This window comes from Mesorhizobium sp. M0800, from assembly GCF_040320095.1.
Taxonomy (GTDB): Bacteria; Pseudomonadota; Alphaproteobacteria; order Rhizobiales; family Rhizobiaceae; genus Mesorhizobium.
The window spans coordinates 187,591-210,719 of the sequence record NZ_JAMYOZ010000006.1 but is presented as its reverse complement, the minus strand read 5'-3'; the positions used below and the strand labels follow the sequence as shown (position 1 = coordinate 210,719).

Below are 23,129 nucleotides of genomic sequence, written 5' to 3'. Positions count from 1 at the left end.
GGACGAGAGGAATTCTTCGCGTGAACTATCTGATGCGGCGACTGGCGACCTTCCCTCTCGTCCTGCTTGGCGTGTCCATCGTGGTGTTCCTGGCGATCCGGATGGTTCCGGGCGATTCGATCACGGCAATGCTGGGGACCGAAGCCGGCCTGCTGACGCCGCAGCAGCGCGATGCGCTTGCAGCTTATTTCGGCATCGACCAGCCCTGGTTCATCCAGTACTGGCGCTGGCTGCTTGGTCTTTTCCAAGGTAATCTCGGCATTTCGTCCACCTATGGCAGGCCGGTGCTCGACGTCATCCTCGAGCGTTTCCCGCTAACGTTGGAACTCGCCTTGCTGTCGATGGTCATCGCCCTGCTTGTCGGCATGCCGGCGGGGATCTTTGCCGCCACCCATAACGAAAGGCTGTCCGACCTCGGCGTGCGCGTTGTCGCAATGATCGGGCAGTCGACGCCGAACTTCGTCCTTGCCCTGCTGATCATCTACACGCTGTCGGCGGGGTTTGGCGTTTTGCCGGCGATGGGCGAGTATTCGCCGCTGTGGCAGGATCCGCTGCGCAATCTCGGCCAGCTGTTGCTGCCTGCGGTCACGCTTGGATTTGCCTTCGCGGCTTCGGTGACCCGCATATCGCGTTCGGCGATGCTCGATGTGCTCAGCGACGACTATGTCAGGACGGCGCGCAGCAAGGGCGTTTCGGCGCGCGGCGTCATCTGGCGGCATGCCTTGCCCAACGCGCTCATCCCGGTCGTGACGCTGAGCGGCATAGAGTTCGGCTACCTCCTGGGCGGAGCTGTCATCGTCGAGCAGATCTATGCGCTGCCCGGTCTCGGCCGCATGGTGCTGGATGCCATCCTGCAGCGCGACTACGCGCTGGTGCAGGGAAGCGTGCTGTTCATCGCCTTCAACTTCATGATCGTCAATCTCCTCGTCGACCTCGCCTATGTCGCGCTCGACCCGCGTATCCGGCTAAGCGAGCACTGATGGCGACATTGCGAGCTATATTTGCACATCCCAGCGGCCGCATCGGCGGTGCGATCGTTGCGCTTTATCTGCTGCTTGCCGTGCTTGGCATGCTGGGGCTGACGCCGCACAATCCGCTGACGCAGCACCGGGTCGAACGGCTGCATGCGCCTGATAGCACCTACTGGATGGGCACGGACCTATTCGGCCGCGATGTCGCAAGCCGGCTGATGACCGGGATCGGCCAGTCCTTCATCGTGGCCTTCTTTTCGGTCGCCGTCGCGACACTGGCCGGCACCGTGCTCGGGCTGGCGGCAGCCTGGTTCGGGCGCCGCTGGGACGGCCTGGTGATGCGCATCATGGACGTTGTGCTGGCGTTCCCGGCGATCCTGCTGGCGCTGTTGATCGTCGCGGTTGCGGGACCGGGAACCTCGACCAGCGTCATTGCCATCGCCATCGTCTACACACCGATCTTCACGCGCGTCGTGCGAGGTCCGGCTCTGTCGCTCAAGGCGCGCGAGTTCGTCGACGCGGCCCGCACGTTCGGCAGCAGTGCGGGCTATATCGTAACACGGCATCTGCTGCTCAATCTGGTGGCGCCGCTGACGGTTCAGGTGACGCTGGCGCTGGCCTGGGCACTGCTGACCGAAGCCGGCTTAAGCTTCCTCGGGCTCGGCACGCAGCCGCCCGCCGCGTCGCTCGGCCTGATGCTGAGCGACAGCCGCAATCTGATGGAGACAGCTCCCTGGCTGATGATCTTCCCGGGCGTGGCGATCATGATCGGCATCCTCGGTTTCAACCTGCTCGGCGATGCGTTGCGCGATGTCCTCGACCCGAAGATGCGGAGATCGATCGCATGATCCCGCTGCTGTCCGTCAGCGGATTGCGCGTCGGCTTCGGCCGCAACCCGCAAGCCAATGAGGTCGTGCGCGGCGTCAGCTTCGATCTCGCCGACGGCGAAACGCTGGCCATCGTCGGCGAAAGCGGCTCGGGCAAATCGGTTACGGCGCTGTCGATCAATCGCCTTGTCGATTATGGCGGCGGCCGCATCACCGGCGGGTCGATCAAGCTGAGGCGGGCCGACGGCAGCACCTTCGACCTGACAGCCGCAGCCGAGCCGCAATTGACGAAGATCCGCGGGGGCGAAATCGGCATGATCTTCCAGGAGCCGATGACCTCGCTCAATCCGGTGCTGACCATTGGCTGGCAGATCGAGGAATCGTTTCGCCTGCATCGCGGCCTGACCGGACGACAAGCAACGGCGGCAGCCAAGGACGCGCTCGACCGCGTCCGTATTCCCGACGCAGCGAGGCGGCTGAAATACACGCCCAACCAGCTGTCGGGCGGCATGCTGCAGCGGGTGATGATCGCCATGGCGATTGCGTGCAACCCGCGCCTGCTCATTGCCGACGAGCCAACGACGGCGCTGGATGTTACGGTGCAGGCGCAGATCATGGCGCTGCTCGCCGAGTTGAAGCAGGAAACCGGGATGTCGATGATCTTCATTACCCACGACATCGGTCTGGTTGCAGGCATCGCCGACAAGGTGATGGTGATGCAAGGCGGAGAAGCTGTCGAGCAGGGCGCATTGAACCAGATATTGGACGATCCGCAGCATCCCTATACGCGGCATCTGCTACATGCGGTTCCGCATTTCGCCGGCGGCAGCGCGACACGCAGGGACGCGCAACGCGAAACGCAAAAAGCTGCCGAGCCGGCGCTGAAGGTCGATGGCCTCGTAGTGCGATTTCCGGTCAAGGGTGGGTTTTTCAGCCGCGCCAGCGGTGCCGTGCACGCGGTGGACGGTGTGGATTTCGAGCTAATGCCGGGCGAGACATTGGCGGTCGTCGGCGAGAGCGGTTCCGGAAAGTCCACCACCGCCCGCGCGATTCTGGGGCTGGTGCGCTCGACGCGCGGCACAATCTCGGCCAGCGTGCGCAAGGCCGCCGCCGGGCAGAGCGCCCTTCCCGTGCAGATGGTGTTCCAGAATCCCTATGGCTCGCTCAATCCCAGACTCACCGTCGAAAACCTCCTCGCAGAGCCGGTGATCGCTACCGGCGGACGGATAACTGCTGAAACGCGGGCGAAAATGGCCGCGCTGCTGAAACGCGTCGGCCTTCCGGAAAACAGCCTGCAGCGCTATCCGCACGAATTCTCCGGCGGCCAGCGGCAACGCCTGTGCATCGCTCGCGCGCTGATGCTCAATCCTTCGGTTATCGTCCTCGACGAAGCGGTTTCGGCGCTCGATGTGTCGGTGCAGGCCAGGGTGTTGAAGCTTTTGATCGAGCTGCAGCGTGAATTCGGGCTGGCCTATCTGTTCATCTCGCATGACATGGCTGTCGTCGAGCGGATCGCCCATCGCATCGCGGTCATCTATGCCGGCCAGATTGTCGAGATCGGCGATGCCAGATCGGTGCTCTCGGAGCCGAAGCACTCCTATACCAAACAGCTTATCGCGGCCGTTCCTACTATAGACCGGCGGCATGAACGTTTCGAGCTGGACACGCGCCAGGTCCCCTCGCTCGTGCGTCCGCTGGGGTTTGAGCCGGGCCCGGCTAATTGGCAGCAATTCGGGCCGGATCATAGAGCACGGGTGGAAGCGTGATGATTGTCGCCCAAGGATATGAAAGGCCGGAGGGACAGCCCCATCGCTGCCTTCCAAACGGAGGCGTAGTTGATCGACCATGATTTCTTCTCCCGCGCATTCGCCCCGCTCGAAGCGGCCGTGGCCGCATCGCGCATTCCGGGCGGCGTGCTCGGCATAGTTGACGGGGACGGCGAACGCATCGTCCGGGCAATCGGCTCAGCCCAAGTCGTGCCCAAGATACGGCCGATGCATGTCGGGACATGGTTCGATCTGGCATCCCTGACCAAAGTCATCTTCACCACGTCGCGTATCCTGGCACTGGCGGAAGAAGGCGTCATCGACCTCGACACGCCGCTGATTTCCGTCCTGTCCGACCTTCGCCAATATGACGAAAAAGCCTGGGAACGGAACGTAACGTTTCGCCAGTGTCTCGGCCATCAGACACCGTTTCCCGCCGTCGCGCCAATCTACACCTATGGGCGTGACCCCGAGCTGCTGCGCGCCTTCATCCTGCAGCGCGAATGGCAGGCTGGCGAGCCGGTCTATTCCGATATCAACTTCATCCTGCTCGGCTTCGTCCTGGAGCGCCTGTCTGGCAAGACCATTCGCGACATAGATCCCCGTCCGGGCTTCGCGTTCTCCGCCGAACCGGATCAAGCGGCGGCGACCGAAGACTGCACATGGCGCCATCGCGTGCTCTGCGGCGAAGTCCACGACGACAATTGCTCGGCCTTGCAAGGTGCCGGTCACGCCGGCCTGTTCGGAACGGCGGCTTCGGTCCTCGACTTTGCGCAAGGGCTGCTGGACGGGACCGGCGCGTCGCAGCGTTCGATCGCGCTAATGCGCACGCCCTTGTCGGCAACCCGCACCCATGGCTGGGAGCGACCCTACGAAGGCTGGTCCGGGGGCCGGTTATGCAGCTCCGAAACCATCGGGCATACCGGCTTTACCGGGATCGGGCTGTGGGTCGACTTCGACAAAGGCAGAGCCTGGACCTTGCTCACCAACCGGATCCATCCGACACGTCATTTCAACAGCGGGATCGCAGCGCTTCGCCAAGCGGTCGGCGATCTCGTCAACGGAGCCTGACAACCATGATTGCGAAAAATGGCGAACCCATGTGGGCCGTCGGCCTGATGACCGGCACCGTGCTGGACGGCAATATCGATGTCGCGCTGATCAAGACCGACGGCGAACGGATCGTGGATTTCGGCACCTACACGCTGGCGCCTTACCCCAGGTCGATCCGCAGTCTGCTGGAAGAGACGCTGCGGCAGGCAAGGAGCTGGAATTTCACAGGGCCGGAACCGGCAATCTTCCACGAGGCAGAGGAAGCGCTGACGCGCGCCCAGTCCGCGGCGGTCAAGGATCTGGTCGAAAGCCACGGGCTGACGATGGCCGATATAGGGGTCGTCGGCTTCCACGGCCAGACCGTGCTGCACCGTGCCCCGCAAGTGGGCCGACTGGGCCAGACCCGCCAGCTCGGCGACGGCGAGCTGATGCATGCCATCCTGGGCACCAAAGTCGCCTATGACTTCCGCTCGGCCGACATGCGCGCCGGCGGCCAGGGCGCGCCGCTGTCGGCCGCCTATCACGCCGCGCTGCTGCGCGAAGCCGACGCCACCGGCGACACGGCGGTACTCAATCTCGGCGGCGTCGCCAACATCACCTGGTGGGACGGCACGGACAATGTTGTTGCCTTCGACACCGGGCCCGCCAACGCACCGCTGAACGATTTCATCAAATCGAAGGGGCTCGGCGAAATGGACCGCGACGGCGCCCTTGCCCGCGCCGGCACGGTCGACGAGGCACGGCTGGCCAAGCTCCTGCAGCATCCGTATTTGACCAAACCCTACCCGAAATCGCTGGACCGTTTCGATTTCGGCGCCTCGATGGCGGACGGAATGAACGCCGAGGATGGCGCAGCCCTGCTGACGGCCTTCACCGCGGCCGCCGTCGGCAAGGCGCTCGATCTTCTGCCGCGCCGGCCGAAGCGGCTGGTGGTCAGCGGTGGCGGTCGACACAACCCAACGATCATGGCCATGCTTGCCAGCCGCGCTGGCGTCGAAGCGGTTCCGGCCGAGGCGCTTGGCTGGAAGGGCGATGCGGTGGAGGCGGAGTGTTTTGCGTTCCTGGCAGTGCGCGTGCTCAGAGGCTTGCCGATCAGCTTCCCCAGTACGACCGGCGTGCCCCAGCCGATGCGCGGCGGACGCCTTGCCGGCTAACTAAGCCAACAATTTCTTCTGCAGGAAGATACGGCTGCGGCCAATGGGGAAATCGGCAAGCACGCCGAAGGGCAAATAGCCCTGGCGCTCATAGACCTTGGCGGCCTTGGGATTGAACGTGTCGATCCAGGCGCCGTGACAGTCGCGCGCGATCGCCTCCCTCTCGGCCGCCTCGAGCATCCTGCCAGCCATGCGGTGACCGCGCAGTTTTTCATCGACCCAGAGCCATTGCACATAGAGCCAGCCCCAGGCTGTATATCCCGAGATGCCGGCGACAATAGCGCCGTGCTCATCGCGCACGAACACGGCCAATGCCTTCCTGCAGGAGGCGCCGACATCACTGTCGTTGAACGCCGCAAGCCGCTCTCCGAGAAAAGCCAGCTCGTGCGGCAAGGGATCGGCGGTTGTCTCAAGCGTTGTATTGTCCATCCACCAAGCATCTATCGAAGGACGGGGCCGAGACGCAAGACTTGCTGCGCTATAGCTTCGGCGAACGCCACGCCGCTGCAACAGCAGCGATCAGCATGAGCAAGGCTGCAACCACCGCCGACGCCGCAAAACCGAATGTGGAATAAAGCGGTCCGAACGCCGTGGTGCCGACGAACACCGCGAGATAGGTCACCGCGCTGTTCAAGCCCATGATCGTGCCGCGCCGCGCAGGATCGAGCGCCGACAGGCGCATCACCAGGACGTTCAGCCCGAAATGATTGGCAAGGCCCCAGACGGCTATCATCGCTATAGTCAGATGGAAACTACTGCTCGCCGCGGCAATCGCGACATATACGGCCGCGACGAGCAGGTAGGCAAATGGCATGACACGCCGCGCACCTAAGCGGTCGATAACGCCGTCAAGAAGTGCCGCCGCGCCGAAGCCGGCGCCATAGGCGAGCGCGGCAAGCCCATTGGCACTGACCGGCCGTCCCAAGCCGTTGTGAAGGTGATCGCCAAGATAGCCGTAGATGCCGTAGAACGCGGTCATGAAGGCGGCGCAGGCAACCAGAAGCGGCACGATGCCCGGAACGCTCAAGGCACCCAGTGGCGTCGGCGCCGAACCGCTCTTCCTGACATTGCTGAGCGACGTCAGAGACAGGCTGGCCAATGCGAGTGCTGCGAGCACCGCGACCGCCGCGAAAACGGCGCGCCAATGCACCAGGTCGGCAAGTACGGCCGACAGTGAAACGCCGGCGACCATGCTCAGCGTCCAGCCGGTCAGCACGACGCCTATGGTGCCGCTTTCGCGGCCGGGCGGTGCAATCGCGGCGGAGCTGGCGTAGATTGCCGGCATGGCGACACCTGCAGCGATGCCGGCGAGAAGCTGGGCCGCGACCAGCGCCGTCACGGTCGGCGCAGCAGCGCTGGCGACGAGCGCTATCGCCAGCAGCAGCAACGCTCCTTGCAGCATGCGGCGGGCACCAAGCCGGTCGATATAGCGCGCCAGGAACAAGGCGCTCGCTGACGTACCGAGCCCGAACGCGGCGGACGCGATCATAACCGCCGGCACGCTTGTGCCGAAGGACGCGGCCACCGCCGGCGCGATCGGACCGAGCACCAGCGAGTTCGAGCCGATCACGGCAATGCACCCCGTCAGCAGGTAAGCGAGTGCCGGGATTGGCGGCTGGGGGGCCGCTGCGAATGTGGCGACTTGATCAGTGTTCGACATATGGCAATAATGGCCGTATTAAATTCTGCATCAATCGGGAATTTTAATATGGATGAAGAAACAGATGGCATTCCGCAGAACAGGCCCACCGCCCGCGATATCGATGCAATCGACCGAAAAATATTAGGCGTTCTGGTCGACGACGCCACGATCAGCTATGCCGAGCTCGGCGACCGCGTCGGCCTTTCACCGCCGGCCGCCCATGAACGCGTCAAGCGCCTGCGGCGCAGCGGCGCCATCCGCAACACCGCGGTCATCATCGACCCCAAGGCGGTGCACAAGCCGCTGCTTGCCTTCGTCCATATCGACACCAAGGGGTGGGGAAAGACGCCGGAGCTGATGGCAATCTCCGAACACCCCGAAGTCGAGGAGATCCATTCGGTGGCCGGCGACACATGCATGCTGATCAAGGTCCGCACCGAGGACACGCGGGCGCTCGAGGGCCTGCTGTCGCGCCTCTACGAAACGCCTGGCGTCACCTCGACCCGAAGCTATGTGGTCCTGTCGACCTATCTCGAGCGGCCGGTGCAGCCGGGGATAACGACGGAATGGCCGACCCCCCGGCATATGGCCAAGCCGCTTTATTAGCTCAAACGATTCTCACGCGTATCCAAAGTCGAACCGGAAACGTCTTAGGCACTGCATCTTGTGGTCATCCGTCCGGCCGGTTCGTTTGCGCCGGTTCTTGGATCCGACGGGATGCCTGTTGCGCAACCGGAGACACGCGATGAGAAAATTGATCGTGGGCAGCTTCATTTCGCTGGACGGCGTCATCGAAGCACCAATGGACGATCTCGTCGGCTCGACGGTGGGTGGCGTCAAGGCTGCGTTGAGCCGTGGCCGTTCGAAATTGGCCGCCTTGTTAGGCGAGCCAATCGTCCGTTCGGAGCCCCAACGCGATCCGGAACTCCTGGAATTGCTCAGCCGCTATGTCGAACTGTTCAACCGCCGCGACTGGGATGGGGTACGAGCGTTGACCAGCGCCGACGCACAATTGCGGGTCGCGGATTGCTTCAAGGGCAGGCTGTCGGAATCACCTTACTTCGTTGAATACGAAAGAGCCTCGACGACATGGAAAATGGCGGTTGGCGAGATTGATGGCGAGGCGGTGCTGCTCGTGCTCTACCATGGCGAAAACGGTTGGAAGCCGGCCCATCCGGTTCGGATCGAAGCCGCCGGCGGGACCATAAATCGCATCGCCGATTACTATGCCTGCCCCTGGATCATGCCGGCGGCTGGTCCGGTGGTCGTTTCCAGGCCGGCCTAGCTAGCAACAGAACATGCAAGTGTCCGGCATCAACCTCAATGGAATGGGATCGATGCCGAACAAGACATAGGCGGCTTACTGAAGCTTCGCCTGCAGGGCGTTGACGTCATCCGTGGTCATTTCGCCGTCGGTCGTCACCTTGCCGTCGACGATCTTCCAGAGGCGGAACGGGCCGGTGATGTCGCCATATTTGTCGAAGGCGACAGGGCCGATGACGCCTTCGTAGCGGATCGGCTTGCCATCCTTGATCAGGCCGAGCGCCTTGGCGAACTCGTCCTTGCCGGCATAGATCGGCGTGCCGGCCGGGTCGACCGCCTTGTACATCGCCTCCTTGATCTTGGCCGGATCCTCGGAGCCGGCAATGGCGATGGCCAAGCCGACGATGGCGCCGGCATCATACGACCGGTCGGCCGCCGGGTTCGACGGTTCGATGCCCGAAAATTCCTTGTAGTTCTTGGTGAAATACTCGGTCGATGCGGTCGGACTGGTGCCGGAGGAAGTGCCGTACGCATCCTTCAGGTAATCCGCGCCAACGGATTCGATGAAGTCCGGGCTGTTCATGCCGTCATTGAGCAGGAATTTCTGGACACCGCCCTGCGAAATCCAGGTGCGGGCGATGGTTGCGCCGTCGACAGGCGTGCTGACGAGATAAAGCCCGTCGGGCTCGCCGGCCATCGCCACCGTCACTTCCGAGGCATAGCTCGACTGCTTTTCATTGTAGGGCGTGTCGGAGACGATGGTGCCGCCGAGTGCCTTATAGGCGCGCGAAAATTCCGCCACCATGTTGACGCCGAAATCGTTGTTGACGTGGATGACCGACAGCTTCTTGAAGCCTTTGTCGATGGCATATTTGGCGGCAGCGACGCCCTGCAGCGCATCAGATGTGATGGTGCGGAAGAAGATGCCGTTGGTCTTGCCGTCGCGCCCGAGCGCCGTCAGCGTCGGCGACGAGGAAGCAGGCGACACCTGGACTATCTTGGCCGGAGCGGTGACCGAGGTCAGGATAGGGATCGACACCGAGGAGATGATGCCGCCGATGATCACCGGCACCTTCTTGACCTGCACGAGCTGCGTCGCGGCGTCGACCGCAATGTTGCCCTGGCTCTGGCTGTCGCGCGTGTCGGTCGCGAGATCGCAGCCGCGGACGCCGCCCGCATCGTTGATGTCGCGGAAGGCCATCTCGACCGATTTGGCGCCGGCCTGGCCGTACTCGCCGGCCGGCCCGGTCAGTTCCATGACGAGGCCGACGGTGATCTTGCAATCGGCGGCTTGCGCTGCGCCGGCCGCTGTCAGCAGTGCGAGCGCGGTGGTGATCTGAAGTATGGTCTTTTTCATTGTTGTTCCCCTTTCGTTACACGACTCTCATTGATGTCTTGAGCCTGTTCAGCCTTCCGGCATCTGCAGCCAGGTTTCATGCAGATGTCGCCATTCGACGCCGTTGGGCGCCGATGAACTTGTGGTGAAAACGGCACTCGACCGGCGGCGGCTATGTTTGCCGGCGCGCTGCTGCGCTTCGATGTAGCTGACGACGATCGTGTCGCCTTGTTGCCAGCCGGCCCGGATTTCCTCGATCGAGATGGTGAAATCGCCGTCACAAGTGGCGCGGCTTGCCCTGACATGGTCGAGCACCGCGTCACGATCGAGGACCTGGCCATCCGGCACAACCATGCAGAAGCCTTCGCCCATGACGCGTTCGAAGCGCCTGAAATCTGAATTGTCCGCACTCGCCGCATTGAACCAGTCGACGAAGAAGCGGTGGAGATCGACCACCTCGGCGCTGGCGCGGGAAAGCAAGGAGGGCTTTTCGTCCATGGCCGCGTTCATTTCCTGCCTGAATTCAAATTGTAATGCATGATCGAGCCGTGGCGGCCGTGACGGTCGCGTTCCAATGTGTAGACGTCGCCCAGCGGCCCACGGCTTTGCGCGATCACGGCAGCGATCCTCGCCCGGTCGTCGGCATCGAGCGCGACGTCCATGATTCTGGCATTGGCAAGGGCGTGCGCCTGGTTGCGGGCGCCGACGATGACGGCCGCCACTTGCGGCTGCTCCAGCACCCAGGCGCTGGCGATGGTGGCGATATCGACGCCGTGGCGGTCGGCGACGGCCTTCAGTGTGCGAAGCAACTCCTGGAAAAGCTCCCAGCCACCAAAGTCGTCAATGATCAGCTTGTATTTGACCAGCGATCGGTTTTCGAGCGGCGTCTGCGGCTCGGCAGCGCCAAGCCATTTTTCGCTGAGGAAGCCGCCCGCCACCGAACCGTAGCAGAGGAAACTGACGCCGTGCCGGCTGGCGAGCGCTGCAAGGCTGTTGGCTGGCCGCTGGTCGAGCACCGAGTATTGCAATTGCTGGCTGACCAGCGGCACACCGGCGGCCAGGATCTCGGCCAACCGCGGCGTGTCGAAGTTCGTGGTGCCGATGTTGCGCACCTTGCCTTCCCTGCGGATTTCGTTGAGCCAGCCCATCGCTTCGACGTAGCCGGGCAGCGCATAGTCCCACCAGTGGAACTGCACGAGATCGAGCCGCTCGGTCTTCAGCCGCCGCAGCGACTGCTCGACGATGCCTCTGATGTAGTCGCGGCTGATATTGGAAAGCCTTTCCAGGTCAGGCACCAGCTTGGTGTGCACCTTCATTTTGGTGGCAGCATCAAGGCCACGCTCATTGGCAAGGCGCAGGCGTGCCGCGCCGATCAGCTCCTCGACACCGGTATAGATATCGGCGCAATCATAGGTCCTGATGCCGGCGTCGAAGGTGGCGATCAGGTCGGTTACCGCCTGTTGGCGGTCGATCGCGCCGTGCCCGCCGGCAAGCTGCCAGCCGCCGCGAATAACGCGCGAGATCGTATAGCCGGGGCTGAGCTCGAAAGCCTTGGCGGTCATCTCCGGTCATTCTCCTTCGGCAGCGGCACCGCCGTCGTTTCGGTATGGCTGAACCGCCGCTTGCCGGCCCTGACGATCCTCAGCCGGCTGGCACAATTGGGATCCGGACAAGCGATCTCGGCGTCCGACGTCATCCAGTCGTTCCTGTGGGTCGGGCGCTGCTTTGCGGCCAGAAGCGGCAACACTGCCGCAATGGAATAGATCGAGAAACCTTGCCCCGCCGGCATCGACAGCATCTCGCCCTTCAACTCGAAATAGTCGCCGGGCTTGGCGCCGCAATAGATCGGCTTGCCCTCGGGGATAACCGCCTCGACGCGAAGGTCGAAGAGTTCGAAACTGTCGTCGGTCTCAGCCATTCAGATCTCCACCCGGGTGAAGGTGATGTCGCAGGCACCGTTGCGGCGGATCACGCCACAAGCGGCGGCGAATTTATCGCGATCCTCAGGCACCACCTGCGCGACGACGCTTCCGGCAAGCCAGCCGATCGGGAACAGCAGGCGTGCACCCGCTCCGTAGAACAAGCCGACGTCAAAGATGGCATTCGGGTTGCCGCCCCACATGCGCGGCGGCACGTAGGACAACACGACGTCGCCCGGCTGCGGCGTCAGCGTTGCGTTCTCCGCCGGCAAGGGCCTGGCATAGGTTTGGCCCTCAAGTTCGGCTGATGGAACCGGGCAGGAGATTTCCGGCCCCGTCCACATAGCATGGATGCCGGCAACGACGCGCGGCTGCTCGAGATACGCCAGCAGGAAGGCAGCGTTGTCGGGCGCCTTTTCAGGCAACAGCAGCGCGGTCACGGAAAGCATCGAGTGTGGCTCGGTGATGTTGATGCCAGGCACCGTCATGCCCTCAATCCTTCCTTGCTTGTGGATTGGAGCTTGTCGCGCAGAAAGGCGAAGGGCCGGCTGATGTCGGCCACCAGCGCCTCGCGCGCCGCTTGCGCATCCTGCCTGGAAAGCGCTGCGACGATGCTGCGGTGGTAGTGGGCCGTATCGACCTCGCCGGCGTCGGAGAAGGCGTAAATGGCAACGCGGATGCAAGGCCCGGATTGCAACCACAGGCTCTCGATCATCGGGATCAGCACGGCGGAACCGCAGCAACGGTAGATCTCGAAATGGAAGCTCTGGTTGAGCGTGGCCTCGCGGTCGATATCCTTCTTGTGCTTCAGCGCCCGCATCTCGTCCCACTCGCCAAGCATGGCTTCGACCGAAGCGATCTGGCGCGGGTTCATGCGCGTGGCGGCCAGCGCGATCGCTTCGCCCTCGATCAGAGAGCGGGCGCGCAAGAGGTCGTCGATGCGCTCCAGCGTGATCGGCGGCACGCGCACCGAACGGTTGGGAAGCGCCTCCAGTGCCTTCTCGGTGATCAGCCGTCCGAGCGCCTCGCGCACCGGCATGGTGCTGGTGACCAGCGCGTCGGCCAGGCCGCGGATGGTCAGCACCTGGCTCGGCTCGAAAAGGCCGCCGATCAAGGCGCGGCGCAGCTCCGAATAGACGCGATCCTGCACGGTCTCGCGGCCGACCGGCGTAAGCTGGGCTGCGATCATCTCATTGTTCTTTTCGATGGCGGCCTTCTGCATAGGCAATCCCGGTCTTGGCCGTTTTCGGCTTGCGGAAGAAATTAAAGCCGAATAGCGTGATCAAAGCAAGCGTGATCACAAATCAAATCATAGGCGACGAAGATCGCTTTTCGGCCAGAGGAATTGATGAGCGACACGACGGAACGGCAGGAGGAGATCCGTACGCCGGTCCTCACGGCCAGGAACGTCCTCAGACGCTTCGGCGGCCTGGTCGCGGTCAACAATGTCTCGTTCGACGTCCGGCCGGGCGAAATACTTGGCCTTATCGGCCCGAACGGCGCCGGCAAGACCACGATGTTCGACCTGCTCGCCGGCAGCATTCTGCCGACCAGCGGCGAAATCCTCCTCAACGGCGTATCGGTGTCGGGGGAGGCTGCCCATCGCCGCATTGGCCGCGGCCTTGGCCGCACGTTCCAGATCCCCCGGCCTTTGCCCAACCTGACGCTGATCGAAAACGTCATGCTGGCCGCGCAAGGGCAGGCCGGAGAAAAACTGCTCGCCAATTTCCTGACGCCCCGGCGGGTCGCTGCCGAAGAAAGGGCTGCCGAGACAAGAGCCGTCGAACTGCTCGAGCTCGTCACGATCGCTCACCTCGCGCACGAACCTGCGCGCGTGCTTTCAGGCGGCCAGCGCAAGCTGCTCGAGTTGGCCCGCGTGATGATGGCCGACCCGGCGATCATCCTGCTCGACGAGCCGGCGGCCGGGGTCAACGCAACCCTGCTCGAGATCATTATCGACCGCATCCGCGACATCAATGCGCGCGGCATCACCTTCCTGCTGATCGAGCACAATATCGACATGGTGACGCGGCTTTGCCACCGCGTGCTGGTCATGGCGAGCGGCCAGCTTCTGTGCGAAGGCACCCCGGAGGAGGTGGCGCGCGACCCACGCGTCATCGAGGCCTACCTCGGAGGCACGGCATGAGCCAAAGGGTACTCGATGTCCGCGATCTCGAAGCCGGCTATGAGCCCGGCGTGCCGATCGTGCGCGGCGCTTCGATCACCGTCGACCAGGGCGAGATCGTCGTCGTTCTCGGCCCCAACGGCGCCGGCAAGTCGAGCCTTATCAAGGCCATCGCCGGCCTTGTCCCGATCACCGGCGGCACGGTGCTGCTGGACGGCAAGGATATCACGGCGTCGCCCGCTCACATCATGGTCCGCCTTGGCCTTGCCTTCGTGCCACAGACAGAGAACATCTTCCCGCTGATGTCGGTCGAGGACAATCTCAGGGTCGCCTGCGGCATCCTGAGGCCGCGCGAGGTCCCAGCCCGCATCGAGGAAATGTATGCGGTCTTTCCCGATCTCGCCCGTCAGCGCAGAACGGCCGCGGGCAATCTGTCGGGTGGACAGCGGCAGATGCTGGCCGTCGCCCGGGCGTTGATCGTCCATCCCAAGGTGCTGGTGCTCGACGAGCCGTCGGCCGGCCTGTCGCCGAAATTCGTGGCGATGGTGTTCGAGATGCTGGCCGGCATCCGAAAGTCCGGCGTCACCATTCTGCTGGTCGAACAGAACGCCAAGGCAGCGCTTGCCATTGGAGACCGCGCCTATGTGCTGGTCGAGGGCAAGGAGCGGCACCAGGGCGTCGCCTCCGAGCTCTGGAACGACCCGGTCGTCGCTGAACTCTATCTTGGCCAGCGCCGCCTCGACCTTGGACAAGGAAGCGCGGCATGAACCTGCAATTCGTCGTCGACGGACTGCTGGCAGGGTCGATGATCGGCCTCGGCGCCATCGGCGTGACACTCACCTATTCGATCCTGCGCTTCTCGAACTTCGCCCATGGCGACTTCATGGCCTGGGGCGCCTATGCGACGCTCGCCGTGGTTGGCGCCATTGGCGCGATTTTCGGCAGGATCGCGCCGATCGCGCCCCTCTCCTTCGGTTGGCCGCTGATCGTCGCGCTCATCATCGGCATGGCGGCCACCGGCCTGCTGGCGCTGGCGCTCGACATGGTGCTGTTCGCGCGGCTGCGGGCCAAGGGCCAGGCGATCATCGTGGTGATGGCGAGCTTCGGCGCCTCGATGGCGCTGAGAAGCCTGCTCGAATTCATCTTCACCTCGCGTCCGACCTATTTCAGCCGGGCGATCCAGATCGCCATGCCGATAGGTTTCGGCATCCGCATCACCCCGGACCAGATCGCGCTGCTGCTGCTGACCGCTGTGCTGGTGCTCGGCGTGCATCTCCTGATGACGCGGACCCAGACCGGCCGCTCGATGCAGGCATTGAGCCAGAACGCGGCACTTGCCCGCATCGTCGGCATCGACGTCGCCAGGGTGGTGCGCGTCACCTGGATCATCGGCGGCGCGCTGGCCTGCGTCGCCGGCGTCATGATCGGCATTCTCATCCAGATCCGCCCGTTCATGGGGTTCGAGATGCTGCTGCCGATGTTCGCGGCCGCCATCCTCGGCGGCATCGGCAGCGCGCCCGGCGCCGTTCTCGGCGGCCTGATCATCGGCATGGCCGAAGCGGCTGCCGTGCAATTGATCGGCGCCGAATGGCGGGCAGCCGTCTCGTTCATCATCCTGATGGCGGTGCTGTTCGTGCGGCCCATCGGCCTTTTCGGAGTGAGGGAACGCTGATGGATCTGCTCGGCTACGGCGCCTTCTTCCTGACCACCGCGCTGATCTTTTCGCTCATCACGCTCGGGCTCAATCTGCAATGGGGGCTGACCGGGCTTTTCAATGTCGGGGTCGCCGGCTTCGTTGCCATCGGCGCCTACACCTCGGCGCTGCTGACCACGCCCGACGATGCCGCGCGCCTGGGCGGCTTCGACCTGCCGATCCTTATCGGCTGGCTTGGCGCCATGCTGTTGGGCGGCGTCGCCGCCGCCATCACCGGCATTGCCACGCTACGTCTGAGATCGGACTATCTGGCGATCACTACTTTCGGCGTCGCCGTCGTCGTGCAACTGGTAGCGCTCAATGCCCAGAAGCTGACCGGCGGGCCGTTCGGCATCGGCTTCATTCCGCGTCCGTTCGGCGGTCTTGCCGAAACGCCGTTGCTGTTCAACCTTTCGAACCTTGCGATCGTCTCGGTGGTGACGCTGATCGTCTATTTCGCGCTGGAGCATCTGTCGCGCAGCCCATGGGGGCGCGTGTTGAAGGCGCTTCGCGAGGATGAGCGGGCCGCGATATCCCTAGGTAAAAGCGCGCGGTTCTACCGCGTCCAGGCCTTTGCCGTCGGTGGCGCCATCATGGGGCTTGCCGGTGCGCTGCAGGCGCATTTCACCGGCTTCATCGCCCCGGACAATTATTTGCCGGCGCTGACTTTCCAGGTCTGGGTGATGCTGATCGTCGGTGGCTCGGGCAGCAACATCGGCGCCGTCATCGGCAGCATCCTGGTCTGGGCGATATGGGCCGGATCGGGAGCCTTGACCAGTATGTTGTTCTCGCCCGAACAGCAGGCCCGCGCCGCTTCGCTGCAGATCGTCGCCATCGGCGTGATGCTGTGCGTCATCCTTCTGGTCAGGCCGAACGGCCTGTTTGGCGACAGGCCGCGGCGTCCAAGGTTCGGCAAGCGTGCACGCGTGGCCCCGAGCGAGAGCGGCTCATGAACGCTGTGACCCGGCCGCACGGCGTTTCCCTTTGGCATGCCGTCAGCCGCAGTCGCCGCGACCGGCCCACCCTCGAAGGCGCACTCGATGTCGATCTGGCAATTGTCGGCGGCGGGTTTTCAGGCCTTTCCGCCGCGCTGCACAGTGCCGAGAAAGGCATCTCGGTTGCCGTCCTCGAGGCGGAAATCATCGCCTGGGGGGCAACCGGCAGGAATGCCGGCTTCGTCGTGCCGAATTTCGCGAAAAGAGACCCCGACGATATCATTGCCCAGCTCGGGCCCGAACGCGGCGAACGCCTTGTCGATTTCGCCGCCGGCAGCGCCGACCTCGTCTTCGACCTGATCAGGCGGCATGCCATCGAATGCGATGCCGTCCAGAGCGGCTGGATACAACCAGCCCATTCACCGGCCGCTTTGCAAAAGACCAGATCGCGCGCCGAACAATGGGCACCACGCGGAAGGCCGGCTGTTGCGCTGGATAGACAGGCGGTCGAAGAGCTGACCGGCGTTCGCGGTTATCTCGGCGGCTGGATCGACAGATCGGGTGGCGTCCTCAATCCGGTCGAATATGCGCGCGGATTGGCCGACGCGGCTGAAAAGGCCGGAGCGCGCATCTTCGAGCATACGCGTGTCGCGTCGATCGATCACATAGGCGATGGTTGGGCTTTGAAGACGGCCTCCGGTTCGGTACGCGCAGGAAAGGTGCTGGTCGCCACCAACGCCTATGGCGGAGCGCTGGATCGCGCGTTGCAGCGAACCTATTTCCCGCTGAAAATCTTCCAGATCGCGACAGCGCCGCTGCCGCGCGAAATACGAACTCGCCTGCTTCCTGGCGGGCAAGGCGTCGGCGACACAAGACGCAATCTCTTCACCTTCCGCTTCGACGGCGAAAACAGGCTGATCACCGGCGGCATGCATGTTTTTGGCCCCGGTGCCGACACGCGGGTGCCGCGGGCGATCTGGCGGCGGCTTGCCGGGCATCTCGATCTCCCGGACATGCCGCCGCTTGAATACAGCTGGTCGGGGATGGCTGCCGTCGAGCCCGACTTCCTGCCGCACCTCGTCGATCTCGGCCCCGGGCTGATCGCCGGCTTGGCGTGCAACGGACGCGGCATCGCCATGACCACTGCGATGGGCAAGGTGCTTGCGGATTGGGCTGATGGAACAAAACCTCAGGATTTGCCGCTGCCGTTTGCGCCGCCGTCGCCGATCCCGTTCCATAGCCTGATGCGTCATGCACCAAACATGGTGCTCCCCTGGAGCATGCTGCGCGACCGGCTGGATGGCTGATCGACGTGCGTCTCCGGCCGCCGTCCTGATACCCGAACTGCTAGACTCGCCCACATCATGTTGTTAACGACAGCGGATGAAGCAGAACTATCTTTATCTCATCATCGGCGCTTTGGCCGTCGCCGTTATTGCGTTGGGGATTTACGTTTATCGCGAGGAGACTAGGCCGAAAGGCGTGGAACTTCGCATCGACGATTCCGGCATTTCAGTTCAGGAAAAATAGACCGCGTAGTCCTGTTGCCCGACTTTGCACGGGAAGTCGGCTTGTACCGCCTCACCCCAACTCCAACGTCGTTATCGCAAAAATTCCGGACTGCATGAGCTGCGGCGCCTTTCCCTTGTACATCCGAGCCGTCTCGAAGCCCGGTTGAAGGCCTGCGGACGACAGCAAGTCTGCAAATTGCCGGCTGGTTTCGGGAACGTCGAGATGGACGTTTCCGGGACCGGACATGTGCGCGAGCGCGGCGAAGAGATGGCTTGCCGCGTCCAGGCTGTCGGCAAAGAGCGGGCCGATCTTGCAGCCGTCCCGGCATTGGCGCGCGACGCCGTATCCCGCAATGGCGCCGTGCTTGAGGATCGCAAGCGCCATATGCGGCGGGCGCAGCCAGTGTTCCAGGAAGGATCGCCTCGGGCCGGGAAAGAAGCGGCGGTCATAGTCCAGTATGTCCGGCACGAGTTCCGGCCCTATGGCGCGAATGTCGTTGCCGACGGCTGCCGGGACATTCGGTGACCCCATGAACCGGATCGTCCGGTAGGCCGGTGCAAAACCCATGCTGCGGTAGTTGGCCTGCTGTTCGACGACACCGTCGAGGCCGATCGTGCGCTTGCCGAGCCGCGCCGTGCCGGCATCCCAAACGACCTTGCCATGGCCTTGGCCACGCTTGTCCGGCCGGCAGATGTAGAGGCCGATGAAGCCGAAACCGTCGCCATAGGCGACGGCCGAAATGCCGGCCGCCATCTCGCCATCGATAAAGGCGCCGATGAAGCCCTGCGGGTCGGCTGCCTGAAACAGCGCGGCATCGTTAAGGCCGGGATTCCAGCCTTCCGCCGCCGCCCAATCGACAAGGGTTTGCACTTCTTCACGTGCGAGCGTTCGGATCGTTCGGGGCATTGCGATCACTCGGCGGCGCCAGGCGCGAAGGATTTCAACGCGCCATGATAGGACTTTGCCAACGGGCTTGCATAGGCGCCGCGCTTGGATGTCGTCAGGCCAAGGGCGATCAATGCCTCGGCCTGTTTCACGGCAGCGCCCACGCCGTCGATGACCGGAAGCCCGAATTCCCGCTGCAGCGCCGCCGCCAGATCGGCCATGCCGGCACAGCCGAGCACGATCGCCTCGGCGCGATCCTCGTCGATGGCGCGCGCAATCTCGTTGCGCAGCCTGAGCAGTGCGTCGGACGCCGGATCTTCGAGGGCAAGAACCGGGATGTCGGCGGCGCGCACACGCGCGCGCCCTGCCATGCCATAGCGCTGCACCAACCCTTCGACCGGCACGCGCGAACGTCCGGTGGTGGTGACGACGGTGAAGCGCTGGGCGATGAACGAGGCCGTGCTGAGCGATGCCTCGCAAATGCCGATGACCGGAATGTTGGCCATGGAGCGCGCGGCATCGAGGCCGGTGTCGTCGAAACAGGCAATGATCGCGGCTTGCGCGCCCGAGCGTTCGCCGGCGGCGATCTCGACCAGCAGGCCGGGCACGGCAAGTGCTTCATCGTAATAGCCTTCGATCGATACAGGTCCCATCGACGAGGTGACGGCAACGATCTTCGTCGATTGAGCAGCGACCGATCGGGCCGCCGCCGCGATAGTGCCGGTCATGCTGGCGGTGGTGTTTGGATTGACGACGAGGATCTGCACTGTCAGGCACGCTCGCGGCGGCGGCCGACATAGACGATTGCGCCGAGCGTCAGCAGGATCACCAGGAAGGAAAACACGGTCGTCACGGTGCCCAGCGCATAGAGCACCGGCGTCGTGACATTCGTCGTCATGCCGTAGATTTCGAGCGGCAACGTGTTGAACGTGCCCGAGGTCATCAGCGTGCGGGCGAACTCGTCATATGACAGAGTGAAGCCGAACAGGCCGACGCCGATCAGGCTGGGCGCGATCATCGGCAGCACGACATGGGCAAAGGTCTGCCACGACGATGCTCCGAGATCGCGCGCGGCTTCCTCATAGGCTGGCGAGAACCGGTTGAAGACAGCAAACATGATCAGCACGCCGAAAGGCAAGGTCCAGGTCAGATGGGCGCCGAAAGCGGAGGTGTACCAGGCGGGGCGGAAGCCGATCTGCTGGAAGACGACGCCGATGCCGAGACTGATGATGATCGACGGCACGACCAAGCTGGCGACGGCCAGATAGAACAGTGCGGTTGCGCCGCGAAATTTCTGCCGGAAGGCCAGGCCGGCGAGCAGCGACACGGCGACAGTGACGACCATCACCATCAGGCCAAGGACGAGCGAGCGTTTGAAGCTGCCGCCGAAGTCGCCGACCGCCTGGCGCTCGAACAAATTGGCGAACCAGTGCAGCGACACGCCGTTCAGCGGAAATGTCAGACCGCCGTTCTCGCCCTGGAAAGAGAGGATCAGGATCGCCGAAAGCGGGCCGTAGAGGAACAACACGAAAAGACCGAAGAACGCCGCCAACACATAGAATTCGAGGGTGCGATTGTCCTGGCTCATCGCCTCACAGCTCCTTGCGGATGTCGACGATGCGCAGGATGCCCGCGACCATCAGCAGCACCAGCACCAAGAGCACGACGGCGTTGGCGGCGGCTGCCGGATATTGCAGCAGCGACATCTGGTTCTTCATCATCAGCGCGACGGAGGCGCTCTGCCCGCCGGACATCACCTGCACCGTCGAGAAGTCGGCCATCACCAGGGTGACGACGAAAATGGTGCCGATCGCCATGCCGGGCTTGGCGAGCGGAATGACGACGTTCCACAGAACCTGCCAGCCGGAAGCGCCGGCGTCGCGCGCGGCTTCTATCAACGACTTGTCGATGCGCATCAGCGTGTTGAAGATCGGCGTCACCATGAACAGCGTATAGAGATGCACCATGGCCAGCACCACGGCGAATTCGGAATAGAGCAGCCATTCGATCGGCTTCGGGATCAGCCCCATTTGCACCAGCGTCGAGTTGACTAGGCCATTGCGGCCAAGCACCGGAATCCACGAGATCATGCGGATGATGTTGGAGGTCAGGAACGGCACCGTGCAGACAAGGAACAGCACCATCTGCATGGCCGTGGTCCTGATATGGAAGGCAAGGAAATAGGCGACCCAGAAACCGATGAACAGCGTCAGCGCCCAGACGATGGCGGCGTATTTCAGCGTATTTAGGTAGGTTTTCCAGGTGACCCAGGAGCCGAGCGTGTCGGAATAATTGGTGGTCAGGAAATCCGGATACATCGCCGCGAAATCGTAATCCCAGAATGAGACCACGGCGATCATCAGAATTGGCAGCAGGAGGAACGCGCCGAGGATCAGCGCCAGCGGTGCCGCCTGAAGATAGGGTGCGACTCCGACAAAGGAGCGCCTACGTCTGGCAGGCTTTGTGGCAATGGTTGCGGGCTGATCGAGTGCCACTGTCATCTGGAACAGCCTCGGTGGTATTTTGCCGGGCTGTGATCCTTCGCGCCCCCCTCTGTCCTGCCGGACATCTCCCCCACAAGGGGGGAGATTGGCTTGCATGCCGACCCCCGCCAATCATCGCCGTATGACGAAGAGCGCTGAAGAGAGCCACAGCCGATCTCCCCCCTTGTGGGGGAGATGTCCGGCAGGACAGAGGGGGGCGCGAAGGAATGCAACATCTCAGTTATCGCCTGCCTTGCATCAAGCAGCGATGAACTCGTTCCAGCGCTTCACCATGTAGCGGTCCTCGTCCATGACCGAGTTCCAGCAGGCGACCTTGCCCATGCGCTCTTCGAAAGAGCCGCCGTCACGCACGGCGCCAGCCTTTTCCATGACCTTGCCGTCCGGCGACAGGATATCGCCCTTTGCCGGCTTGCCTTCGATCCAGTAGCCCCACTCGTCCTCGGACATGAACTTCTTGGCCGACACCATGTTGGCCGAGTAATAGCCCTGGCGGTTGAGATAGCCGCCAACCCAGCCGGACGTGTACCAGTTGATGTATTCATAGGCGGCATCGAGTTCGGCGCCGGAGAGATGGGCTGCCAGGCCAAGCCCGCCACCCCAGGACCGGTAGCCTTCCTTGAGCGGCTGGAACCGGCACGCGATGCCCTTGGAGCGGACCGCGGCCACGGCCGGCGACCACATCGACTGGATCACCACTTCGCCTGAAGCCATCAGGTTGACGCTCTCGTCGAAGGATTTCCAGAAGGCGCGAAACTGGCCGGCTTGCTTGGCCTTGATCAGGAAGTCGATCGTCTTGTCGATCTCCTCCTTGGTCATGTTGCCCTTGTCGGCATATTTGATATTGCCGGTGGCTTCCATGATCATCGCCGCATCCATGATGCCGATCGATGGGATGTTGAGGATGGCGGTCTTGCCCTTGAAGGCCGGATCCATGATGTCGGCCCAGGTGGTGATGTCACGACCGACGAGGTCGGGGCGGATACCGAGTGTATCGGCATTGTAGATCGTCGGCACCATGGTGAACCAGTTGGTCGGCGCCTTGGCGAAGACCTTGCTTTCCTGCGCCTCGACGTAACCGACCGTATGCGGCGCGGTGCCCTGGGCGATAACGCTGTCCGGCGTCAGCTTGCCGGTTTTGAACAGCGGCACCAGCTCGTCGTAATATTTCAGCTTGGTGACATCCATCGGCTGCAGGACGCCTGTCGGGAACACCTTCTTGCAGATCCAGTATTCGATGTCGGCGATGTCGTAGCTGTCGGGCTGCGTCACGGCGCGCTGCGCGGCGGCGTCGGAATCGGTTGCTGTCATCTCCAGCGTGATGCCGAGGTCGGCCTTGCACTTGTCGGCGATGGCATTGAGGTTGGATACGCCGGTGCCGAACTGGCGCAGCGTGATGTTCGATTGCGCCCAGATGGTCGGAAAGCCTGATATGGCGCCGGAACCGGCGGCGAAACCGACGGCGGCGGCACCTGTCTTGAGCAGCGAACGTCGCGATATTCCAGTCTTCTTGTCGGTGGTGTTGGTCATGTTCAGTTCCCCTGTTT

At 63.3% G+C, this 23,129-nt stretch carries 26 protein-coding genes; 13 read left to right on the top strand and 13 right to left on the bottom strand.

Translation table 11 applies throughout. The annotated features are described in order from the left end of the window. The first annotated feature begins 20 nt into the window (after positions 1 to 20). The 5 genes from NKI18_RS11020 to NKI18_RS11000 all read left to right on the top strand — a co-directional run bounded on the left by NKI18_RS11020 (position 21) and on the right by NKI18_RS11000 (position 5,771). Positions 21 to 980, top strand: a complete 960-nt coding sequence (locus tag NKI18_RS11020) for an ABC transporter permease (protein WP_352615030.1) — start codon at positions 21 to 23, stop codon at positions 978 to 980. Beyond that, the gene (locus NKI18_RS11015; protein WP_023676049.1) at positions 980 to 1,819 is read left to right on the top strand and encodes an ABC transporter permease; all 840 of its coding nucleotides are present in this window, start codon (positions 980 to 982) and stop codon (positions 1,817 to 1,819) included. Before NKI18_RS11020 ends, NKI18_RS11015 begins: the two co-directional genes overlap by 1 nt. After that, positions 1,816 to 3,564 carry an ABC transporter ATP-binding protein gene (locus NKI18_RS11010; protein ID WP_352615028.1) on the top strand — a complete coding sequence of 583 codons (1,749 nt, stop codon included), beginning with the start codon at positions 1,816 to 1,818 and terminating at the stop codon, positions 3,562 to 3,564. The genes NKI18_RS11015 and NKI18_RS11010 overlap by 4 nt, the downstream gene beginning before the upstream one ends. A gap of 69 nt (positions 3,565 to 3,633) precedes the next feature. Continuing rightward, positions 3,634 to 4,635, top strand: coding sequence for a serine hydrolase domain-containing protein (locus NKI18_RS11005; RefSeq protein WP_352615026.1), 1,002 nt, complete (start codon positions 3,634 to 3,636; stop codon positions 4,633 to 4,635). A 5-nt stretch (positions 4,636 to 4,640) separates the two neighbouring features. Further along, positions 4,641 to 5,771, top strand: a complete 1,131-nt coding sequence (locus NKI18_RS11000) for an anhydro-N-acetylmuramic acid kinase (RefSeq protein ID WP_352615024.1) — start codon at positions 4,641 to 4,643, stop codon at positions 5,769 to 5,771. Here NKI18_RS11000 and NKI18_RS10995 read toward each other — a convergent pair whose 3' ends face one another. Both NKI18_RS10995 and NKI18_RS10990 read right to left on the bottom strand, forming a co-directional pair. Further along, on the bottom strand, positions 5,772 to 6,200 hold the full coding sequence (locus NKI18_RS10995; RefSeq protein ID WP_352615022.1) for a GNAT family N-acetyltransferase: 429 nt from the start codon (positions 6,198 to 6,200) through the stop codon (positions 5,772 to 5,774). Between the two features lie 49 nt (positions 6,201 to 6,249). Further along, positions 6,250 to 7,431 (bottom strand): MFS transporter, encoded by a 1,182-nt coding sequence (locus tag NKI18_RS10990; RefSeq protein ID WP_352615020.1) that lies wholly within the window; start codon positions 7,429 to 7,431, stop codon positions 6,250 to 6,252. A 48-nt stretch (positions 7,432 to 7,479) separates the two neighbouring features. Between NKI18_RS10990 and NKI18_RS10985 the strand changes: the two genes are divergently transcribed. After that, positions 7,480 to 8,019 (top strand): Lrp/AsnC family transcriptional regulator, encoded by a 540-nt coding sequence (locus tag NKI18_RS10985; RefSeq protein WP_352615018.1) that lies wholly within the window; start codon positions 7,480 to 7,482, stop codon positions 8,017 to 8,019. Between the two features lie 139 nt (positions 8,020 to 8,158). Next, positions 8,159 to 8,698, top strand: a complete 540-nt coding sequence (locus NKI18_RS10980) for a hypothetical protein (protein WP_352615017.1) — start codon at positions 8,159 to 8,161, stop codon at positions 8,696 to 8,698. Between the two features lie 75 nt (positions 8,699 to 8,773). Here the strand turns inward: NKI18_RS10980 and NKI18_RS10975 are convergent, their stop codons facing one another. From NKI18_RS10975 to NKI18_RS10950, 6 genes are read right to left on the bottom strand one after another with little or no spacing between them, the layout of a single operon-like run. Next, a complete protein-coding gene (locus NKI18_RS10975) occupies positions 8,774 to 10,033 on the bottom strand; it encodes an ABC transporter substrate-binding protein (protein ID WP_352615015.1) in 1,260 nt (419 codons plus the stop codon). A 48-nt stretch (positions 10,034 to 10,081) separates the two neighbouring features. Continuing rightward, positions 10,082 to 10,510: a DUF4440 domain-containing protein gene (locus tag NKI18_RS10970; protein WP_352615013.1), complete on the bottom strand. Its 429-nt coding sequence runs from the start codon at positions 10,508 to 10,510 to the stop codon at positions 10,082 to 10,084. Between the two features lie 8 nt (positions 10,511 to 10,518). Then, entirely contained in the window at positions 10,519 to 11,574 is a 1,056-nt protein-coding gene (locus tag NKI18_RS10965) for an aldo/keto reductase (RefSeq protein WP_352615011.1), read from the bottom strand. Further along, positions 11,571 to 11,930 (bottom strand): TIGR04076 family protein, encoded by a 360-nt coding sequence (locus NKI18_RS10960; protein WP_352615009.1) that lies wholly within the window; start codon positions 11,928 to 11,930, stop codon positions 11,571 to 11,573. Before NKI18_RS10960 ends, NKI18_RS10965 begins: the two co-directional genes overlap by 4 nt. Continuing rightward, a complete protein-coding gene (locus tag NKI18_RS10955) occupies positions 11,931 to 12,419 on the bottom strand; it encodes a DUF3830 family protein (protein ID WP_352615008.1) in 489 nt (162 codons plus the stop codon). After that, complete coding sequence (locus NKI18_RS10950; protein ID WP_352505374.1) at positions 12,416 to 13,153, bottom strand: GntR family transcriptional regulator; 738 nt, start codon at positions 13,151 to 13,153, stop codon at positions 12,416 to 12,418. Before NKI18_RS10950 ends, NKI18_RS10955 begins: the two co-directional genes overlap by 4 nt. A 126-nt stretch (positions 13,154 to 13,279) precedes the next feature. On the opposite strand from NKI18_RS10950, the gene NKI18_RS10945 reads away from it, so the two are divergent. The 6 genes from NKI18_RS10945 (at position 13,280) to NKI18_RS10920 (ending at position 18,214) form a co-directional block, all read left to right on the top strand. Next, entirely contained in the window at positions 13,280 to 14,077 is a 798-nt protein-coding gene (locus tag NKI18_RS10945; protein WP_352455272.1) for an ABC transporter ATP-binding protein, read from the top strand. Further along, positions 14,074 to 14,823 carry an ABC transporter ATP-binding protein gene (locus NKI18_RS10940; protein ID WP_352615006.1) on the top strand — a complete coding sequence of 250 codons (750 nt, stop codon included), beginning with the start codon at positions 14,074 to 14,076 and terminating at the stop codon, positions 14,821 to 14,823. The genes NKI18_RS10945 and NKI18_RS10940 overlap by 4 nt, the downstream gene beginning before the upstream one ends. Then, positions 14,820 to 15,728, top strand: coding sequence for a branched-chain amino acid ABC transporter permease (locus tag NKI18_RS10935; RefSeq protein ID WP_352615005.1), 909 nt, complete (start codon positions 14,820 to 14,822; stop codon positions 15,726 to 15,728). The genes NKI18_RS10940 and NKI18_RS10935 overlap by 4 nt, the downstream gene beginning before the upstream one ends. Then, positions 15,725 to 16,702 carry a branched-chain amino acid ABC transporter permease gene (locus tag NKI18_RS10930; RefSeq protein ID WP_352615301.1) on the top strand — a complete coding sequence of 326 codons (978 nt, stop codon included), beginning with the start codon at positions 15,725 to 15,727 and terminating at the stop codon, positions 16,700 to 16,702. The genes NKI18_RS10935 and NKI18_RS10930 overlap by 4 nt, the downstream gene beginning before the upstream one ends. Further along, the gene (locus tag NKI18_RS10925; protein WP_352615003.1) at positions 16,699 to 17,991 is read left to right on the top strand and encodes an NAD(P)/FAD-dependent oxidoreductase; all 1,293 of its coding nucleotides are present in this window, start codon (positions 16,699 to 16,701) and stop codon (positions 17,989 to 17,991) included. Before NKI18_RS10930 ends, NKI18_RS10925 begins: the two co-directional genes overlap by 4 nt. 76 nt (positions 17,992 to 18,067) lie before the next feature. Beyond that, complete coding sequence (locus NKI18_RS10920; RefSeq protein WP_352452379.1) at positions 18,068 to 18,214, top strand: hypothetical protein; 147 nt, start codon at positions 18,068 to 18,070, stop codon at positions 18,212 to 18,214. A gap of 51 nt (positions 18,215 to 18,265) precedes the next feature. On the opposite strand, the gene NKI18_RS10915 is transcribed toward NKI18_RS10920, so the two are convergent. From NKI18_RS10915 to NKI18_RS10895, 5 genes are all read right to left on the bottom strand, one after another. Then, complete coding sequence (locus NKI18_RS10915; protein WP_353019695.1) at positions 18,266 to 19,102, bottom strand: GNAT family N-acetyltransferase; 837 nt, start codon at positions 19,100 to 19,102, stop codon at positions 18,266 to 18,268. A 5-nt stretch (positions 19,103 to 19,107) separates the two neighbouring features. After that, positions 19,108 to 19,848 carry an aspartate/glutamate racemase family protein gene (locus NKI18_RS10910; protein ID WP_352614999.1) on the bottom strand — a complete coding sequence of 247 codons (741 nt, stop codon included), beginning with the start codon at positions 19,846 to 19,848 and terminating at the stop codon, positions 19,108 to 19,110. Between the two features lie 2 nt (positions 19,849 to 19,850). Further along, positions 19,851 to 20,669, bottom strand: coding sequence for an ABC transporter permease (locus tag NKI18_RS10905; protein ID WP_352614997.1), 819 nt, complete (start codon positions 20,667 to 20,669; stop codon positions 19,851 to 19,853). A gap of 4 nt (positions 20,670 to 20,673) precedes the next feature. Beyond that, entirely contained in the window at positions 20,674 to 21,582 is a 909-nt protein-coding gene (locus tag NKI18_RS10900) for an ABC transporter permease (protein ID WP_352614995.1), read from the bottom strand. 240 nt (positions 21,583 to 21,822) lie between these two features. After that, positions 21,823 to 23,112 carry an ABC transporter substrate-binding protein gene (locus NKI18_RS10895; protein WP_352614993.1) on the bottom strand — a complete coding sequence of 430 codons (1,290 nt, stop codon included), beginning with the start codon at positions 23,110 to 23,112 and terminating at the stop codon, positions 21,823 to 21,825. Between the last annotated feature and the right edge of the window lie 17 nt (positions 23,113 to 23,129).

What these genes read in the sequence shown, in the direction of transcription:
- NKI18_RS10955 (WP_352615008.1), bottom strand. Translation starts at nt 12,419, where the DNA reads ATGACGGTGCCTGGCATCAACATCACCGAGCCACACTCGATGCTTTCC.
- NKI18_RS10895 (WP_352614993.1), bottom strand. Translation starts at nt 23,112, where the DNA reads ATGACCAACACCACCGACAAGAAGACTGGAATATCGCGACGTTCGCTG.
- NKI18_RS10990 (WP_352615020.1), bottom strand. Translation starts at nt 7,431, where the DNA reads ATGTCGAACACTGATCAAGTCGCCACATTCGCAGCGGCCCCCCAGCCG.
- NKI18_RS10970 (WP_352615013.1), bottom strand. Translation starts at nt 10,510, where the DNA reads ATGGACGAAAAGCCCTCCTTGCTTTCCCGCGCCAGCGCCGAGGTGGTC.
- NKI18_RS10965 (WP_352615011.1), bottom strand. Translation starts at nt 11,574, where the DNA reads ATGACCGCCAAGGCTTTCGAGCTCAGCCCCGGCTATACGATCTCGCGC.
- NKI18_RS10940 (WP_352615006.1), top strand. Translation starts at nt 14,074, where the DNA reads ATGAGCCAAAGGGTACTCGATGTCCGCGATCTCGAAGCCGGCTATGAG.
- NKI18_RS11015 (WP_023676049.1), top strand. Translation starts at nt 980, where the DNA reads ATGGCGACATTGCGAGCTATATTTGCACATCCCAGCGGCCGCATCGGC.
- NKI18_RS10915 (WP_353019695.1), bottom strand. Translation starts at nt 19,102, where the DNA reads ATGCCCCGAACGATCCGAACGCTCGCACGTGAAGAAGTGCAAACCCTT.
- NKI18_RS10905 (WP_352614997.1), bottom strand. Translation starts at nt 20,669, where the DNA reads ATGAGCCAGGACAATCGCACCCTCGAATTCTATGTGTTGGCGGCGTTC.
- NKI18_RS10985 (WP_352615018.1), top strand. Translation starts at nt 7,480, where the DNA reads ATGGATGAAGAAACAGATGGCATTCCGCAGAACAGGCCCACCGCCCGC.
- NKI18_RS10995 (WP_352615022.1), bottom strand. Translation starts at nt 6,200, where the DNA reads ATGGACAATACAACGCTTGAGACAACCGCCGATCCCTTGCCGCACGAG.
- NKI18_RS10925 (WP_352615003.1), top strand. Translation starts at nt 16,699, where the DNA reads ATGAACGCTGTGACCCGGCCGCACGGCGTTTCCCTTTGGCATGCCGTC.
- NKI18_RS10950 (WP_352505374.1), bottom strand. Translation starts at nt 13,153, where the DNA reads ATGCAGAAGGCCGCCATCGAAAAGAACAATGAGATGATCGCAGCCCAG.
- NKI18_RS10900 (WP_352614995.1), bottom strand. Translation starts at nt 21,582, where the DNA reads ATGACAGTGGCACTCGATCAGCCCGCAACCATTGCCACAAAGCCTGCC.
- NKI18_RS10960 (WP_352615009.1), bottom strand. Translation starts at nt 11,930, where the DNA reads ATGGCTGAGACCGACGACAGTTTCGAACTCTTCGACCTTCGCGTCGAG.
- NKI18_RS11000 (WP_352615024.1), top strand. Translation starts at nt 4,641, where the DNA reads ATGATTGCGAAAAATGGCGAACCCATGTGGGCCGTCGGCCTGATGACC.
- NKI18_RS10935 (WP_352615005.1), top strand. Translation starts at nt 14,820, where the DNA reads ATGAACCTGCAATTCGTCGTCGACGGACTGCTGGCAGGGTCGATGATC.
- NKI18_RS10980 (WP_352615017.1), top strand. Translation starts at nt 8,159, where the DNA reads ATGAGAAAATTGATCGTGGGCAGCTTCATTTCGCTGGACGGCGTCATC.
- NKI18_RS10975 (WP_352615015.1), bottom strand. Translation starts at nt 10,033, where the DNA reads ATGAAAAAGACCATACTTCAGATCACCACCGCGCTCGCACTGCTGACA.
- NKI18_RS10945 (WP_352455272.1), top strand. Translation starts at nt 13,280, where the DNA reads ATGAGCGACACGACGGAACGGCAGGAGGAGATCCGTACGCCGGTCCTC.
- NKI18_RS11010 (WP_352615028.1), top strand. Translation starts at nt 1,816, where the DNA reads ATGATCCCGCTGCTGTCCGTCAGCGGATTGCGCGTCGGCTTCGGCCGC.
- NKI18_RS10920 (WP_352452379.1), top strand. Translation starts at nt 18,068, where the DNA reads ATGAAGCAGAACTATCTTTATCTCATCATCGGCGCTTTGGCCGTCGCC.